Here is a 16,911-nt window from a genome sequence, read left to right as displayed (position 1 = left end):
TAACCCCCTCAGTTTTTTGAGGGGGTTATTATGTTTAAAAAATTTTATAAATAGGAAGTTTTAGATGAGCTTGTTCATAATGCGGCGTTTTTTTGTAGACAAAATACAATTGCGCATATGGGTTTTTAGCAAAGCCATCATCTACTTTTATTTTTTCTTCTAACTCTTTTTTAACTACGGGGTTTTCTTTCAAAAATTGGACTGCAATATTTTCAAAAACATAGCTAGAGAAACCTTCTTTTTGTTGTAAAATAGTATCAAAAAAATTCCAGTTAAAAAAAGAATCAGTAGCTTCAGCTTCTAGAGTTTCAATAATGTATCGTATTCCTTTTTGTTGTGTTGAAATGTAAATATCACCTTTTCTGAATTTAATAGTTTTAGTTGCTTTCTTTACCGTAGTATTATAGTGTAAATAATGTCCTTCATAAGCTGATTTTCTAGTATTGAAATTAGCTATATGTTGAGTCTCGACAGTTAGGGTTGTGTCATTTTTAAAGTGTGTGAATACTATTTTATTGTTTTTAAGCCTTTCAATTACTTTATGCCAACCTTGCTGTATGATATAAGCTTTTGGGATTGTTATTTCTTTTGTTGTATTAAAGTTGTTGTAATAAGATATTTTTTTATTGTAAGGTTTAGATTTATCATAAAACAAGCGTTTTCCATTGGTTACTTCACTATTAATATAAATACCTTCATAGCCTTTAAAATTTAAAGTACTAGGATTGTTTTTGTCTACTTTGAAAGTAATTGGATATGTTTTCTGAGTTAGTAACTCTTTAAGGTTTCTTTTTCGTAGGGTTTTAATTCTCGATGATTCTTTTTCTGAAAAATCTAATGTAGAAAGTAATAGTTCATAGGTTTGCTCAACACGAACTTTATAGGGTTTTAACATGTGAGTTTCTACCATTAACCCTAGAGTGTTAAATAAAGTAGTATATCCTGTTGAATATCTTGGAGAATCGAAAAATTGAGACCAGCCTTTCTCTGGAGTGTTTCCCCATACATTTACATAAGGAGTAATAGGGATTTGTTTTTTAGCCAAAGATTTTTCAATATGCGGACGCATTTCTTTTTCTAAAAAAACACCAAGGTTTCCACCTAACTTATTGTGTTGTGTAAATAAATGGGTAATTGCATATTGATAATCGGCACCATTACTTACATGGTTGTCAATAAAAATATCTGGATTTACTGAGTGGAAAATAGTTGCAAAAGCTGCTGCGTTTTTAGTATCTTGTTTTATGAAGTCTCTATTTAAGTCAAAATTCCTGGCATTACCTCTAAAACCGTATTCTTTAGGACCGTTTTGATTAGCTCTAGTGTGTGAGTTTCTATTAAGAGATCCACCAATATTATATATTGGTATAACACAGATTAAAGAGTTATTATATGCTTTTTTTAAAGAATCATTTTGAACAATATCTCTTAATAACATCATGGAAGCGTCAATCCCATCTGATTCACCTGGATGAATACCATTGTTGATTAAAATTCTATTTTTTGAAGATTTTTTTAAACTTTTTAAATCGATTTTACCATCGTTATTAAAAACAGCTAAATGTAGTGGTTTTCCAGAATCTGTTTCACCTATTTCAAATAGTGAAATTTCGCTGTAGGAATCAGCTAAGTTTTTATAAAAAGAAATTACATCATTGTATTCAGGAGTCTCGGTACCGTTAGATTTTTCAAATAATGTTGTGAAGTTTTTCTTTTCAAATTTTATGGCTTCTTTACAAGAATTTAAAAATATGAATAGTAGTAGTAGCGATAGTTTTTTCATGATTTAAATTTTTACAGCATCAGGTACTAGTCCAGTGTAATCACCATCATTTCTTATAACATCACGAACAATTGACGATGATATGTAGCTCTTTCCAGATGAGGTTAATAAGAAAACTGTTTCGATTTCAGAAAGTTTACGATTAGTATGTGCTATAGCTTTTTCAAATTCAAAATCAGCAGGGTTACGTAAACCTCTTAAAATAAACTGCGCATTAACTTCTTTACAAAAGTTAACAGTTAATCCGCTATAAGTAACTACTTTAATTTTTGGTTCATGTTTAAATGTTTCTTCAATAAAACGTTTACGTTCTTCTAAGGAAAACATGTATTTTTTATCTGAATTTATACCAATAGCAATAACTAGCTCATCAAATAAGGTAACTCCACGTTCAATAATATCAACATGGCCTAATGTAATAGGGTCAAACGATCCTGGAAAAATAGCTTTCTTCATATATTTTGTAATTCTTGATTTATATCTTATTAAAAACTGTATTGCGTATATTTATTATTTGATAGCCATTTCAATAGCATTTTCAAATAACTCACTTAACGATATTCCTACTTCATTTGCCTGTTGCGGTAAAATACTAGCCTCTGTTAAACCAGGTACGGTATTCATTTCTAAAAAATGAGGTTCATCATTTACCAAGATATATTCAGATCTAGAAAAACCACTCATATTTAATATTTCATATGCTTTTTTAGCTATTTCTCTTACTTTGGCTTCTTGTTGTTCTGTTAATCGTGCTGGTGTAATTTCTTTTGATTTACCTAGGTACTTTGCTTCATAGTCAAAAAAGTCATTTTCAGAAACTATTTCGGTAATTGGTAAAACTGTTGTTTCTCCTTTATATTGAATAACTCCTACAGAAACTTCAGTTCCATCTAAAAAACTTTCAATTAAAATTTCAGAATCTTCTTTGTATGCTTTTTCTATTGCAGGAATAAGTTTTTCAATAGAGTGTACTTTTGAAATACCAAAACTAGAACCTGCATTGTTTGGTTTTACAAAGCAAGGAAGTCCTACTTTTTGAATAATATCATCCGTAGAAAATGTATCTCCTTGATTAATATATACTGATTTAGCAGTAGGGATACCATAATGTTTTACAACACTTAAGCTATCTCTTTTATTAAATGTTAAAGCCATTTGGTAGAAAGGAGCAGAGGTGTGCTTCATTTGTATAAGATCAAAATATGCTAAAAGACTACCATTTTCTCCAGGGTTTCCATGTATTGCATTAAAAACACAATCAAAAGTAATTTTAGTAGTGTTTTTTGTAAATGAAAAGTCATTTTTATCTATAGGATATTCAGTTTCATCAGCATCAACAACTACCCATTTGTTAGATAAGATATGAACTTTATATGTATTGTATTTTTCTTTATTAAGATGTTTGTAAACAACTGCACCGCTTTGTAAGGATATATTTACCTCTGAGGAATACCCTCCCATAACAATAGCTATATTTTTTTTCATGAATAATCTGAGTTATTTATACAAACTTACCAAAAAAACTCGTTTAAGAGTTGTTGAATTTTAAATTAGTAATAAATTTTACAGTAAATTTGTATCATCTTACAAAAAATCAATATGAGTAAATTTTCAGAACGTATTAAAGGTTTATTTGAGTTTATTAAAAGTAAAAGCTTTTTTATGCAATTAGGAATTGCAATTTTGAGTGTTGTTGTTTTAATATTCCTATTGCAATGGTGGTTAGGTATTACTACTAATCATAATCAAAAAATCGAAGTGCCTAATTTAGCTAAGTTATCATTAACAAATGTTGAAACTAAGTTGAATGAACTTAATTTAGATTACGTAGTTATTGACAGTGCTACTTATAATCCTAATTATCCTAAAAAGGCAGTGTTAGAGCAAAATCCTGAAGCCGGTGATTTTGTAAAAGAAGGAAGAAAAATATATTTAACATTGAATCCTTCAAAATATCGTGATGTTGAAATACCAGATTTAAATGGACGTACTCGTAGGCAAGCAACAACACATTTAAGATCTATTGGTTTTAAAGTTGGAAAAGATGTTACTTGGGTTCGAGATTTGGGTAAAGATGTAGTAAGAGGATTAAAGTATAAAGGAAACAAAATTGAACCAAAAACTAAGTTACCAAAACAATCTACAATAGATTTAATTTTGGGTGATGGTAATTAATATTATAGATTAGATTGATGCAGGAAGATACAACTCCAGATTTAGAAAACGACGATTTATACGAACATTATAAATTTGTAGCAAATGATGGGCAAATTCCATTAAGAGTAGATAAGTTTTTAATGAATTTTATAGAAAATGCTACGCGTAATAAAATTCAACAAGCGGCAAAAGCGGGGAATATTTTAGTGAATGATTTAGTGGTTAAATCCAACTATAAGATCAAACCAAAAGATATAGTTAGGGTAGTACTATCGTATCCACCAGCAGAGAACTTATTAGTTGCTGAAGATATACCCTTAAATATAGTATATGAAGATGATCAGGTAATTGTTGTCAATAAAGAACCAGGAATGGTTGTTCATCCTGGTCATGGAAACTATTCAGGTACTTTGGTTAATGGATTAATACATCATATTGAAAATTTACCTACAAACAGTAGTGAGCGTCCAGGTTTAGTTCATAGAATAGATAAAGATACTAGTGGTTTATTGGTAGTTGCAAAAACTGAGTTTGCTATGACGCATTTATCTAAACAGTTTTTTGACAGGACTACAGAACGTTTATATTATGCTTTAGTTTGGGGAAATATAGAAGAAGATGAAGGAACTATTGAAGGTAATATAGGAAGAAGTTTAAAAAACAGATTACAAATGGCTGTTTTTCCAGATGGTGAATTTGGTAAACCAGCAATAACACATTTTAAAGTTTTAGAACGTTTGACTTATGTTACTTTAGTACAATGTAAATTAGAAACTGGAAGAACACATCAAATTAGAGCACATTTTAAATATATAGGCCATACACTTTTTAATGACGAACGTTATGGTGGTGATAAAATATTAAAAGGAACAACATTTACAAAATACAAACAGTTTGTAGATAATTGTTTTAAAGTTTTGCCAAGGCAAGCATTACATGCAAAAACACTAGGGTTTACGCATCCAACTACTGGAGAGTTTTTAAAATTTGATTCAGAAGTACCTAAAGATATTGCTGAATGTATAGAAAAGTGGAGAACATATTCTACGCATACTAAATTTGAAGAAGATTTATAAAAAGATCTTTTTTATAATAAAGTTAAAGTATTTGAAAACCAGTTTTGTATAAAACTGGTTTTTTAGTATGATACTGTTTATCAGTAGATTTAGTTTTTTGTTAACCCTTCTGAGAATTGAGTATTTAAATTTAATACGTATTTGTGTACAAATAATTAATTCTGAGAGATCACTTGTCGATAAGTAAAAACAAATAAATAGTATTGATATATTGTATTATTCTATAGCTGTATTAACCAAGCTCATAATCCTGTTAAATTGATCTTTTAATCCCATGTTTGAGTTATCAAATTCAATAGCATCATCTGCTAATATTAAAGGAGAATCTTCTCGGGTAGAGTCTATACGGTCTCTTTCTTCTACATTTTGTAATATCTCTTCGTAGTTAACCTTATCACCTCTATCTATAAGTTCTTTATAACGTCTTTTAGCGCGCTTATCTGCAGAGGCAGTCATAAATAATTTTAATTCTGCATTAGGGAAAACAACAGTTCCAATATCACGACCATCCATTACAACACCTTTATTTTTACCCATTTCTTGTTGTTCACTAACTAGTTTTTTTCTTACTTCCGAAATTGTAGAAATTTTACTTACTAGTTTTGAAACTTCAAGAGTTCTTATTTCTTTCTCAACGTTCTTTTTATTTAAAAACATTTCAGCAAAACCCATTTCTTCATTAAAGCCAAAAGAAAGAGAAATATTGCTTAAATCACTTATTAAATCATCAGTGTTAAAATGTGTTTCTGAAATATAATTTTGTTGCATAGCGTATAATGTAACGGCTCTATACATAGCTCCAGTATCAACATAAATATAACCTAATTGTTTTGCTAATTGTTTTGCGATGGTGCTTTTTCCTGTAGATGAAAAGCCATCTATAGCTATGGTAATTTTTTTTGTCATAGTAAAAGAATTAAGAACAACAAAGATACGTTAGATATTCTAATATCGAGTAGGATTTTTTCCTTTTGGGCGCTTGTCAAGATCAATTTGTAAGCTGAAAGTGCTTACGTTTGAAGCTGAATGAAACTTAGAATATGCGTAGTTAAACTTTAGTTTGTTCATCTTTAAACCAAAACCAAAAGATAAACCACCAAATGAACGTACATTTTGTAATTGTAGTTCTTTATTTCTTCTAAAATTATAACCCACACGTATGTTTATGGCACTATCAGGAAATAATTCTGTACCAACAATAACATGTCTAAAAGCATTGTCTAAAAAAGAGATACTTTCTTGTGTAGTATTGCCTTCTAAATTAGTAGTTTGATTTGTAGGGTTTGAAACTCCAACTTTCCATTTTTGAAGGTTGTCTAGGGTGAGGTACCATCGTAGAGGTACTTTTTCTAATTTATAAGAAGCGCCTAAAATTACTTCAAAAGGTAGTTTTTCACGAGTACCATTAAAAGATGTTATTTGCGTACCTATATTTCTTGCTACTAATGCTATGATAAAAGGATTGTTAGCGCTGTAATAGGTGATTCCAAAGTCAACAGCAATACCGCTTGAAGAAAAAGAATCTATAGAAGAGTAAATTAATTTCAAATTAGCTCCATAATAAAAATCACTTCTTGGAATGTTTTTAGCGTACCCTATAGAAATAGCAATGTCATTGGCGCTAAAAGAACCTTGTTCATTTCCTTCTTCATCAGCTCTTATAATTTCACCATAATTAACGTATTTTATGTTTCCATGAAGAGTCTCAAAATGTTTGTTGATTTCATAGGCATAAGAAACAGATCCTATATTTATTCCTGTTAAGTAACTTGTATAATTTACAGAAAGCTGTTTATGAAGACTATTACTAATAGTGGCAGGGTTCCAGCTAGGTTGGTTTACATCATCAATAAATGTTAAAATTTTACCTCCTAAAGCTACTTGACGAGCAAAGGTAGGAGTGTTTAGAAAACCATAAATGTTTTCACCACCAGTTTGAGAATGTACATAATTACTGAAAATTAGTAAGAAAAAAAGATATATTGATTTATTCACAAGTAAATATAAACGTTACTACAAAAAACGTAAAAAATATTTATTATTTCATAGCTGTAGCATCTTTTCTTGTAAAAGTGATTTATATTTTTTAACTTTCCATGGTGTAAAATTTATTTTTTTGATTGTTTTTATCAAAAAATGTTTAAATTTGGCACCCCCTAAATATCCCTTAAATGAGTGAAAAAATAGCTAAAAGCGTAAAAATACTTTTAGTAATATGGTTGTTATGTTACACGGCAGGCTTGTTTTCACAGGTCTTGTTAAAACCTGAGCTAAAATTTAGCTCGGCATGTAGCAACGCTACAACTAAAGATTTTTCTATAGATTTTCAGTTTACAACTACACCTTTTAATGCAGATAATCAGTTCTTTGTTCAGATTTCTGATCAAAATGGGGTCTTTCCTTCAAATACTACTGATAATAGAGCTTCTGCTGCCATTGTAGGTCAGAATACTAACTTTCTTAAAATAAGAACTTCATTTCGAGTGCCCAAAGATACTTATGGAACAGGGTATAAGGTAAGAATGGTGTCAACATCACCAGAAATGACTGGGCCAGAGTCAGATGCTTTTGAAGCGTATGATATGGTTGAAGGAAGTTTATCAATAAATGGAAATATAACAACAGACTTTATCTGTGGTTCGGGTTCATTAGAATTGAAATTGAACACAGATAAAGAAGGGGTTTACCAATGGTATAGAGATAGAACTATTTTAGTTGATACTACTACTGAACCTAAAATAACGGTTACAGAAGCTGGAACGTATGAAGCAAGAGTAGATTATGGAAAATGTGGTAGAGTGAATTCTATTTTAATTAATGTTGTTCGAATTAGTACAGCAGATGCACAGATAAAAGGAAGTACACCAGTTGAAATTTGTGCAGATGAAACCCATACTTTTGAAGCTACAACAAATAACAGTGCGCTTACCTATAGATGGTATAAAGATGATGTATTAGTGTCAACATCTAATACCAGTACTTATACAACACCTAATACTGGGCAGTTTGGTATTTATAGATTAGAAATTGAAGCAAATGGATGTATATCTAAATCACAAAATGTTGAGTTAAAACAAAAAACAGCAGCAACTTTTAGGATAACTTTAGTAGGAGAACAGACTGCAGTTTGGTTACCTACTCAAACAAGATTGTTGGAAATTACAATAGAGCCATCATCTACACCTGTAACAGTGCAATGGTATAAAGATGGAGCACTTTTACCTGGTAAAACTGGATTGAAAATTAATGCTACTGAGGCAGGTGTTTATCACGCTGTAGCTACTGATAGTTCAGGGAGTTGTCCTTTTTCTGTTGAATCTGATAAGTTTACGTTATTAACCACAAAATCTATAAATACTGTAATAAAAACTGCAGATGATTATGTAGAGTGTGATAGTGATAAAACGGTATTAACAATAGCAAGTATAAAAGCTACTGGTTCTGATGATGTTGAATATGATTTAACACCTGAACAAATAGCAATATTAACCTACCAATGGTATAAAGATGATGTTTTGCAAACAGGTAAAACATTAAATGAATATGCAGTTGATTCTTATTTAGATAATGGAGTATTTGATTTAGAGGTAAGTTCAGGTGTAGGGCTTAGTAATAAGTCGAATAAATTAGATGTTAAACTAACAATTGCAAGCCCAGCTATAGCTTCAACTTCTGCATCAAATTCATTGTGTCCTGGAGGAACAATTACACTTACCGTTTCTGATATTGTAACCGGATTTACTTATAAATGGTTTAAAGATTCTGTAGAGTTAACAGTTGCGGATCCTAAAACTTTAGAAATAATCGAAACAGGTGAGTATAAACTTCAAATTTCAGGCTTTGACTGTGTAAAGGACTTAGCACCGATAAATGTGGTGCCTTTTGATGATTCAGCGGTACTTTTATATGATAGCTCAGGGAATGAAATAGGGCCTTCTGGAAAAATAGTATTATTAACAGGACAGCCAACAACAATTAGAGGTGAAGGAGCAAATACGTATCAATGGGTAGATAGTAATGGAGACCCATTATCGTCAACAAACATTGTTAGTGTAACTCAAGCAGGTTTTTATACATTAATAGCAACTGTTGATAGTTGTGAAGTAAGAAAAACAGTAGAAGTAGTTGAACAAGATGATCAAATTATTGTACCAAATATTGTGTCTCCAAATACAGTTGATGGTATTAATGATACCTGGGAATTATCTAATAGATATGCATTTCAACCATCTGTAACGATAGCTATTTATAGTTCTGATGGTAAGGAAGTATTGATGACAAAAGAATATAAAAACGATTGGCCTTCTGAAGATTTAGGTAATCAACGAATTTTTTATTATAAAATAATTAGAGATGACAAGCTTATTAAAGCGGGTAGTATCTCTGTTTTAGATTAAAAGTATATGATTAAAAGAAACACTATTTTTATATTAATGTTCATTAGCTCTTGTGTGTTTTCACAAGTGTCTAATAACGCTGAAATATACAATAGTTTCACTTCTCGTAGTTTTATGAAGTTTAACCGCTTTTTAACGGTACCAACTTTTTCTGCGTTAAGAGAAAATAAAACTTCAATGAGTGCTATTGTTAGAAACAGTAATGTGTCTTTTGAAGATAACCCTAAATTATATTTGTTAAGCTATTCTGGAAAAATGAGAGAGAATGTTGGTGGAGGTTTAGCTGTTTATCAACAAGAAATAGGTGTTTTTAAAGATTTTGGTGCTATTGCAAATTATGCACAAAGAATTCAAATGAATGAAAATTTAGATTTAACATTTGGATTTAACGTATTATACAGTCGAAGGAGTGCTGATGGTTTAAAAGTAAACTCTCAAGTTCCTGATCCTGCATTAAGTAATTTTCAAGATATTCCAATTGTTAATTTTCAACCAGCAGTAACTGTTTCGTTTGGAAAATTTGATGTAGGAGTGTTTTTTGAGAATTTATTAGATTTTAATTTAAAAAGTAATGAATTAGCTACGTCATTTTCAGAAAAAACATTTTCTGGTCATGCAATGTATTCTCATGAGTTTACATATGCTAGTGGAATTTTTGAAGGAGCTGATTTACGAGTATTAGCATTAGCAAGAAAACCAGGTAATGGTTCTTTTGGTTTTGGAGGAAATGTAATTCTTGATTTGCCTAAAATGGGTTGGTTAAAAGCAGGTTATGATAAGCAATATGGTATATCTGCTGGAGCTGGTGTTAATTTATCGGATAAATTATCAATAGGATTCTCTTATGAAAAAGGAGATTTTGCAGCAACTAATGAAGTTGGAATTATTTATAATTTCGGAGAAAAGAAGTTTAGCAGAAGAAGACCAGTGAGAAGAACAGGGAGTGTTAGTATTAAATTACCTGAAAGAAAGCCTAAGCAAGAGTATAAAAATGAAGAACATAACGATTTATCGGATGAAATTCAAGAAGCATATGACTCTATTAGTAAGTTAAATAAAAAAGTAGATGAAATTTTAAGGTTACTTAATAATAAACCGAAAATTGTTGATGTAATTAGAGAAGAAAATAAAGCTAAAGATTCAACAGCAACATCTTCTGATGAAAAGGACACTTCTTTAAGAAGGAGAAAAAATACACCATGGAGAGAAAAAACAGTAACTCGTACAGGTGGTGGTGGAACAATGTATTATATTGTAACAGATAGGTTTAGAAAGAAAGAGAATGCGGATGCATATGTAAAAGAAAAAAAGAAAATTTTTGAAAAAGCAGATTTAAAAATAAGGTATGTTTTTGACCCAAAAACAAAGCATTACTATATGTATGTAGATAGATTTGCTAAAAAGAAAGATGCAGAAGAAAGAAAAGACGAGTTTAAAGAGAATACTCTTTTTGAAAGTAATAGTAAAGGTGAATTAGCAGGCCTAGGAACAAAGACAGCAAAAGATGCAGTGTATGTTTTTAAAATAACACTTGGTGATGATGTAAAACCTGAGAGTTATAAAGAACCTAAATCAAGACCAAAAGCAAGGGTGTTAAGAATGAAAAAAGTAGGAGGTTTAGAAGAAGGTTTCTATTTACAAATAGGTGTTTTCTCTAAAAAAGCCTTTGCTGATAGGTTTGTTGATGAATTACGTAGTGATAACATAGATGCAAATTATTTTGTGAATCCTACAACAGGCTACAGGCATATATATATATTAAAAACAAGTAGTAGAAGTGAAGTGATTAAATTATATGAGAATAATTTAAATGGTTCTTTTTATGACCCAATATCTATCATAAATATTAAATAAAATAAGTACAATACAATACTAGCTAAATATTAAATTCTCCCCTGAATCCATGAAAAAAATAGTATTAATATTAATAGCTTTCATTAGCTTTATAACTAACTCGTATTCTCAAGATAAGAATGCGAAAAGAGTTAGTAATTACATAGAAAATAATAGAAAAAAAGTTATTCTTAAAGAAAGTGCTGTTAGGCTTCGACCAGATAAAGCATTTACACAAAGGTTAGCTGCTGGAGGTGTCAATGTTAGAGGTAACATGACGTTTATAGCTAATAGTATTGTAAATAGAGAGTATGTAACTACATATACAAGAAGTTCTCGTAGAAGTTGGATTTGGAATGCGGCTTGCGGTTTTTGGTATAGAGACTATACCTATACGGTTTCAGGAACTACTTTAGATGCTAATGATAATTTTCCAAGTGCACTAACTTTATATGCATTAACATCTACGGATGGTTGTGGCATTAATTACTATTCTAATATTAATAATTTAAACAATGGACAGCAAAACATGCAGTACATTGATGTTGATGATGCTGATGGAATTACAGGAAGTGGGATTACTTTTTCATCTAGTAAATCAACTTTAACTTTACCAAGTTGTTCTAGAGTTGTTTATGCTGGATTATATTGGGCTGCAATTTATCCCTATGAAACCTGGGCAGGACAGGAGACAAGAAGTAGTAGTTTTAATACAATTAAATTTAAATTACCAAGTGGGGATTATGAAACTGTAACTGGAGAAGTAATTTATGATGATGGTTCTGCTACACAAAAGCCTTACGTATGTTTTAAAGATATTACTACTGAGGTTGCTGCTCAGGCGAATGCAAACGGAGATTATTATGCTGCTGATATTAAGGCGGTAACTGGTACTGATACTAATGGATTAGGAGGTGCAGGTGGTTGGACAATGGTAATCATTTATGAAAACCAAAATGAGTCTAGTAAAAATATTTCTATTTTTGATGGTTTTCAAACTATTGACGGTTCAAATGATGTAGATGTAACCTATAGCGGTTTTAAAACAATTCCTGCAGGTCCAGTAAGAGCTGAATTTATTGTAGGAGCTTTAGAAGGAGATGATGGAATTGGAGGAGATCAGTTTCAAATAGAAGATAATACAAATACATATGTAGATATTTCTAACGCTGTAAATCCAGCAAATAACTTTTTTAACGGAAGTATCTCAAGAAATGCTGCCATTACAACTACAAGAACTCCATCAAGTACTAATACATTAGGGTTTGATGTAGATATTTTAAGTATAAGTGGAAGTACGAATCCAAGTAATAGTATAATAGGAAATGGAGATACCACTGCTGATGTAAGATTTACCACAAGTGGAGATGTATATTGGCCATTTTTAAATGCAATGTCTATAGAAATCATTGAACCAAAAATTCAAATGATTAAAACGATAGAAGATTCTGCAGGAAATGATATTTCTGGTACTTCATTAGCATTAGGAGCTGAATTATGGTATAACGTTAGTTTCCAGAATGTAGGTACAGATAATGCTTTAAATACGGAGTTTGTTGATATTTTACCTAAAAATGTTGATTTAATTGTTGCTGATATTACTTTACCAGCAGGTATAGATCGTAATGATCCTACTCAATTTCAATATGAACCACCAGCTTTAGCTAATGGTTTTAGAGGAAAAATTACCATTAATATACCAGATAGTATGGTAGAAGAAAATGGCGCAAAATATGATATTCGATTTAAAGTTCAAGTAGTTTCAGATTGTAATCAATTAAGAGATGTTTGTTCTAATCGTATTGAGAATCAGGCTTTTGCAAATTACGATAGTGATAGAGGAGGTACACCAAGAACACTTAATGAACCAAGTTTTGCAGGAATAGATGCCTGTAATTTTGGAGTAGTAGGAACTTCAAATTTTCTTGCTGATACTAGTGGATGTACTTTTGAAAGAGATGAGATTTTATGTGGTGCTAATTTAACTTTAACTGCAGGTAGTGGATTTGCTTCCTATGAGTGGAGAGATGCTGGAGGTACAATAATTGGAACTACGCAATCTATTGTAGTTACAGCAACAGGAACATATACTGTAAGAAAAACAGCACCAGTTGGTTGTATAGATGCAACTGAAACTATTAATGTTATTCCTTATAATTCTGAACCAAATCCATTAATTCCATTTGCAGACAGAATGTTAACATGTCCTAATGATGGTTCAGATTTAGCTGAAATATTTTTATGTGGTACAGGTAGCTCTAGAAGTATAAATTTACCATTTGATCCTGCTTCAGCTACAACAGTTAAATGGTATAAATTAGATGAAACTTCTTGTCCTGATGTTACAACAGTTGGTTGTGCAAACGTAAATACAAGTTGTACTTGGAATGAAATAGGTTCAGCATTTAATCAAAGTATAGCTGATGAAGGAGAATATCGTGTAGATGTACTATATGATGGAAGGTGTCCTAATACATATTATTTCAATGTATTCAAGGCAACATTAACACCAGATATTATTAAGCAAGATATAACGTGTGGTAATGATGGTCAAATAGTTATTAATGGAATACCAGCTGGATATCAGTATAGATTAACAGGACCTTCTGGTTATGATGTAGGATTTCAAAATTCAAATACATTCTCAGGATTAACTAATGCAGGAGATTATAATTTACAAATACGTATAAATAATCCTACAGCAGCTTCTTGTACTTATGATTTTGGACCAATAAATATTCAAAATAATGATATAACTATTGATGTAACACCTACACATATAGTTTGTTCTGGTGATATAGGGAAAATTAGAGTACAAGTTAATAATGTACCAGGTCAATATACCTATACATTATTACAAGGAGCTACTACAATTGGAACACAAGGCCCAATAAATAGTAATGATTATACATTTGATGTAACAACTGGAGGAGCATATCAAGTAAGAGTTACAACTGCAGATTGTTCAATAACTGAAAATGTTACTATAAATCAGGCTCCAGATTTAACACTTACAGCTGCTAATACAAAAAACATTTCCTGTACAGGAGGATCTTCTGATGGAATTATTACTTTATCAGGAAGTGGAGGAACTTTAACTACGGGTAGTCAATATAGTTATGCAGTATGGACAGATAAAGGAACAGATTTATATACTGCAATTTCAGATATTCCTGCTGGTGCTTATTTTTCATCAAATACTTATTCTGTAACAAATGGAAATGAAGGAACGTACAGATTTGTAATTATTGATAGTAATAATTGTTACACGATTTCTAATCCAATAACTATTTCTGTTGAAGCTCCTTTAGCATTTAATCATACTGCAACAGATATTTCTTGTACAGGTCAAGTAGATGGTTCTATTAATGTTTCAGTTAATGGTAGTAATCAAGGATATTTAGTTGAGTATAGTATTGATGGAGGTTCAAATTGGGATACTTCAGGTAATTTTACAGGGTTAGCTGTTAACACATATACCATAGATATTAGAGCTTCTAAGCCTTCATATTTATGTACATATTCCATTGCTAATGTTCAAATTGAAGATAAAACACCTATTGTTAGTTCTGCAAGTTTAACACAGGATTACACATGTACTACTTTTGGACAAATAACTTTTGTAGCAGCAACTGGAGGTACTCCAACTTTTACTTACGGTATTAATGGAGTTTACAATACTGATTTAGTTTATAACAATTTAACTGAAGGTACTTATGCTATAACAGTACGTGATTCAAATAATTGTGTTTTAACATTACCAAGCATAACCATTGATCCATTACCAGTAATACCAGTATTCACAAACAGTGTAGCTTATAACTGTGATGGAACAGGTAATATAACATTAACACCACCAGCAACACCAACATTAACCTATAGTTATAGTTTGGATGGAGGAACTGCTCAAACAAGTAATGTTTTCAATAATGTCGCTACAGGAGCACATACAATTACTGTTACTGCACCGCGAGCTTGTCCAAGAAATGTAGTCGTTAATGTAGCTTCAAACCAGGAGTTTAGAGGAAGTATATTAGGAAGTGCTGATAGTGTTTGTCATGGAAGTGATAATGGATCTATTACTATATTTGCAGAAAACTTCACAGGAGCTAGTTATGAATATTCTACTGATGGAGGAACAACATGGAGAGAAGCAGTAGACAATCCTTATAAAATAGTAGGTTTAGCTAATGGTTCATACAATATTTTCATTCGTGAAAATGATGGTGTAGTAAATTGTCAAGTAGATTTAGGTTCTGCTACTGTAAATGAACCACCAGCATTAACATTAACAGCTTCAGTTGATAATCCACCTTCATGTGTTGGAGCTGGGGCAACATTAACTTTTACAGCTGTTGGAGGTGTACCACCTTATGAATATAGTATAGATGGTTTTGCAACATGGCAATCATCACCAGTTTTTCCAAATGTACCTCCAAGTGCAACACCTTATATAGCAAATGTAAGAGACAGTAGAAACTGTGATGAATGTGGTTGTTCAGTAGATCCTTTCCAAAACGGAGGTTTTGAAACGCATCCATTTACAATTTCAACATATAGAATAGTAAATGAAGATGATGTACCTGGTTGGGATACAACTGCTTCTGATAATAGAATTGAAATATGGAGGTCTGGTTTCAATGGAGTACCAGCTTCTGAAGGAGAATATTTCTTAGAATTAAATGCAAATGTCAGTTCTTCTTTATATCAAGAATATTGTACAAAACCAGGAGATGTTATTACATGGTCTGTTGATCATAGAGGAAGAGCTGGTACTGATGTTGCTACCGTTAGAATTGGTGGCGATTTAGCAACAGCAGGAGTTCAAGAAACAATGAGTGACGGAACATCTGCTTGGGGTTCTTATTCAGGTACATATACAGTTCCTGCTGGACAAACAACAACAATTATAGCTTTCGAAGCAGTTTCTACCGCAACAGGTAGTTTATCTGTAGGTAACTTTATAGATAATGTTGACATTGCCATTAATAAGGTAGGATGTACACCTGTTACAGTTAATGTTAATCCTCCTAGAACAATAGATTTTACAGCAGTACCAACGACATGTTTTAATGGAAGTAACGGACAAATAGATATAACAGTAAATGATGGAAATGGTGATTACCAATTTATTTTAAATGGTGGGTCAGCACAAACTCCAACACCAACTACCTCTAATACGTATACTTTTAGTGGGTTAAGTGCAGGAACATATACAGTTGACGTAGTAGATGGAGCTGGTTGTAATGGTGTTCAACAAAGTATAACCATCAATGGTCAGTTAACCGGAACAGCAGCTACAACGAATGTTACATGTAATGATGGAAGTTTAACAATCACACCACAAGGAGGAGATGGAACTTATACGTATGCAGTAATAGCAACTGGAAGTGGAGCTACTCCAAGTTATTTAGGAACAGCAACTTTCCCAATCACTACTTCAGGAGATTATGATTTCTTTATTTTAGATGGATCAGGATGTAGCTATAGTTCAACGATAAATGTAGGACAAACTACAAATCCATCATTTACCACCACAGCAACCCAAATAAGTTGTAATGGAGGAACCGGAAGTATTAATGTAAGTATTTCAGATGGTATTGCACCATATACAATAAACTTCAATGGAACTAATACGACTCAAAGTGGAAGTACCATTTTATAT

General features: G+C 31.5%; 9 protein-coding genes and 1 pseudogene. 5 read left to right on the top strand and 5 right to left on the bottom strand.

From position 1 onward, the window contains the following. Nucleotides 1–34: 34 nt before the first annotated feature. Genes ACKTTQ_RS15905 through ACKTTQ_RS15895 form a run of 3 tightly spaced genes read right to left on the bottom strand, consistent with a single transcriptional unit; the run spans nt 35 to nt 3,268 of the window. Nucleotides 35–1,783, bottom strand: a complete 1,749-nt coding sequence (locus ACKTTQ_RS15905; protein ID WP_408049779.1) for a M14 family metallopeptidase — start codon at nt 1,781–1,783, stop codon at nt 35–37. A gap of 3 nt (nt 1,784–1,786) precedes the next feature. Further along, nucleotides 1,787–2,239: a pantetheine-phosphate adenylyltransferase gene (gene coaD / locus ACKTTQ_RS15900; RefSeq protein ID WP_093870829.1), complete on the bottom strand. Its 453-nt coding sequence runs from the start codon at nt 2,237–2,239 to the stop codon at nt 1,787–1,789. 54 nt (nt 2,240–2,293) lie between these two features. Further along, entirely contained in the window at nt 2,294–3,268 is a 975-nt protein-coding gene (locus ACKTTQ_RS15895) for a D-alanine--D-alanine ligase (RefSeq protein ID WP_093870830.1), read from the bottom strand. Nucleotides 3,269–3,382: 114 nt separating this feature from the next. On the opposite strand from ACKTTQ_RS15895, the gene ACKTTQ_RS15890 reads away from it, so the two are divergent. Together ACKTTQ_RS15890 and ACKTTQ_RS15885 are read left to right on the top strand one after the other, a co-directional pair. Next, entirely contained in the window at nt 3,383–3,958 is a 576-nt protein-coding gene (locus ACKTTQ_RS15890; protein ID WP_408049778.1) for a PASTA domain-containing protein, read from the top strand. A 17-nt stretch (nt 3,959–3,975) separates the two neighbouring features. Continuing rightward, on the top strand, nt 3,976–5,016 hold the full coding sequence (locus ACKTTQ_RS15885; protein WP_408049820.1) for an RluA family pseudouridine synthase: 1,041 nt from the start codon (nt 3,976–3,978) through the stop codon (nt 5,014–5,016). Between the two features lie 216 nt (nt 5,017–5,232). Here the strand turns inward: ACKTTQ_RS15885 and cmk are convergent, their stop codons facing one another. Next, a complete protein-coding gene (cmk, locus tag ACKTTQ_RS15880; protein ID WP_299136175.1) occupies nt 5,233–5,922 on the bottom strand; it encodes a (d)CMP kinase in 690 nt (229 codons plus the stop codon). A 39-nt stretch (nt 5,923–5,961) separates the two neighbouring features. Beyond that, nucleotides 5,962–7,011 (bottom strand): type IX secretion system protein PorQ, encoded by a 1,050-nt coding sequence (gene porQ, locus ACKTTQ_RS15875; RefSeq protein WP_408049777.1) that lies wholly within the window; start codon nt 7,009–7,011, stop codon nt 5,962–5,964. A gap of 176 nt (nt 7,012–7,187) precedes the next feature. Between porQ and ACKTTQ_RS15870 the strand changes: the two genes are divergently transcribed. The 3 genes and pseudogenes from ACKTTQ_RS15870 to ACKTTQ_RS15860 form a co-directional block, all read left to right on the top strand. Beyond that, nucleotides 7,188–9,413: an Ig-like domain-containing protein gene (locus ACKTTQ_RS15870; protein ID WP_408049776.1), complete on the top strand. Its 2,226-nt coding sequence runs from the start codon at nt 7,188–7,190 to the stop codon at nt 9,411–9,413. A 6-nt stretch (nt 9,414–9,419) separates the two neighbouring features. Further along, nucleotides 9,420–11,267 carry a PorP/SprF family type IX secretion system membrane protein gene (locus ACKTTQ_RS15865; RefSeq protein WP_093870835.1) on the top strand — a complete coding sequence of 616 codons (1,848 nt, stop codon included), beginning with the start codon at nt 9,420–9,422 and terminating at the stop codon, nt 11,265–11,267. A gap of 49 nt (nt 11,268–11,316) precedes the next feature. Beyond that, nucleotides 11,317–16,911 (top strand): annotated as a pseudogene (locus ACKTTQ_RS15860) (hypothetical protein); the annotation flags it as partial.

Source organism: Tenacibaculum halocynthiae (genome assembly GCF_964512825.1).
Lineage (GTDB): Bacteria > Bacteroidota > Bacteroidia > Flavobacteriales > Flavobacteriaceae > Polaribacter > Polaribacter halocynthiae.
This window is presented reverse-complemented; position numbering and strand designations above follow the sequence as displayed.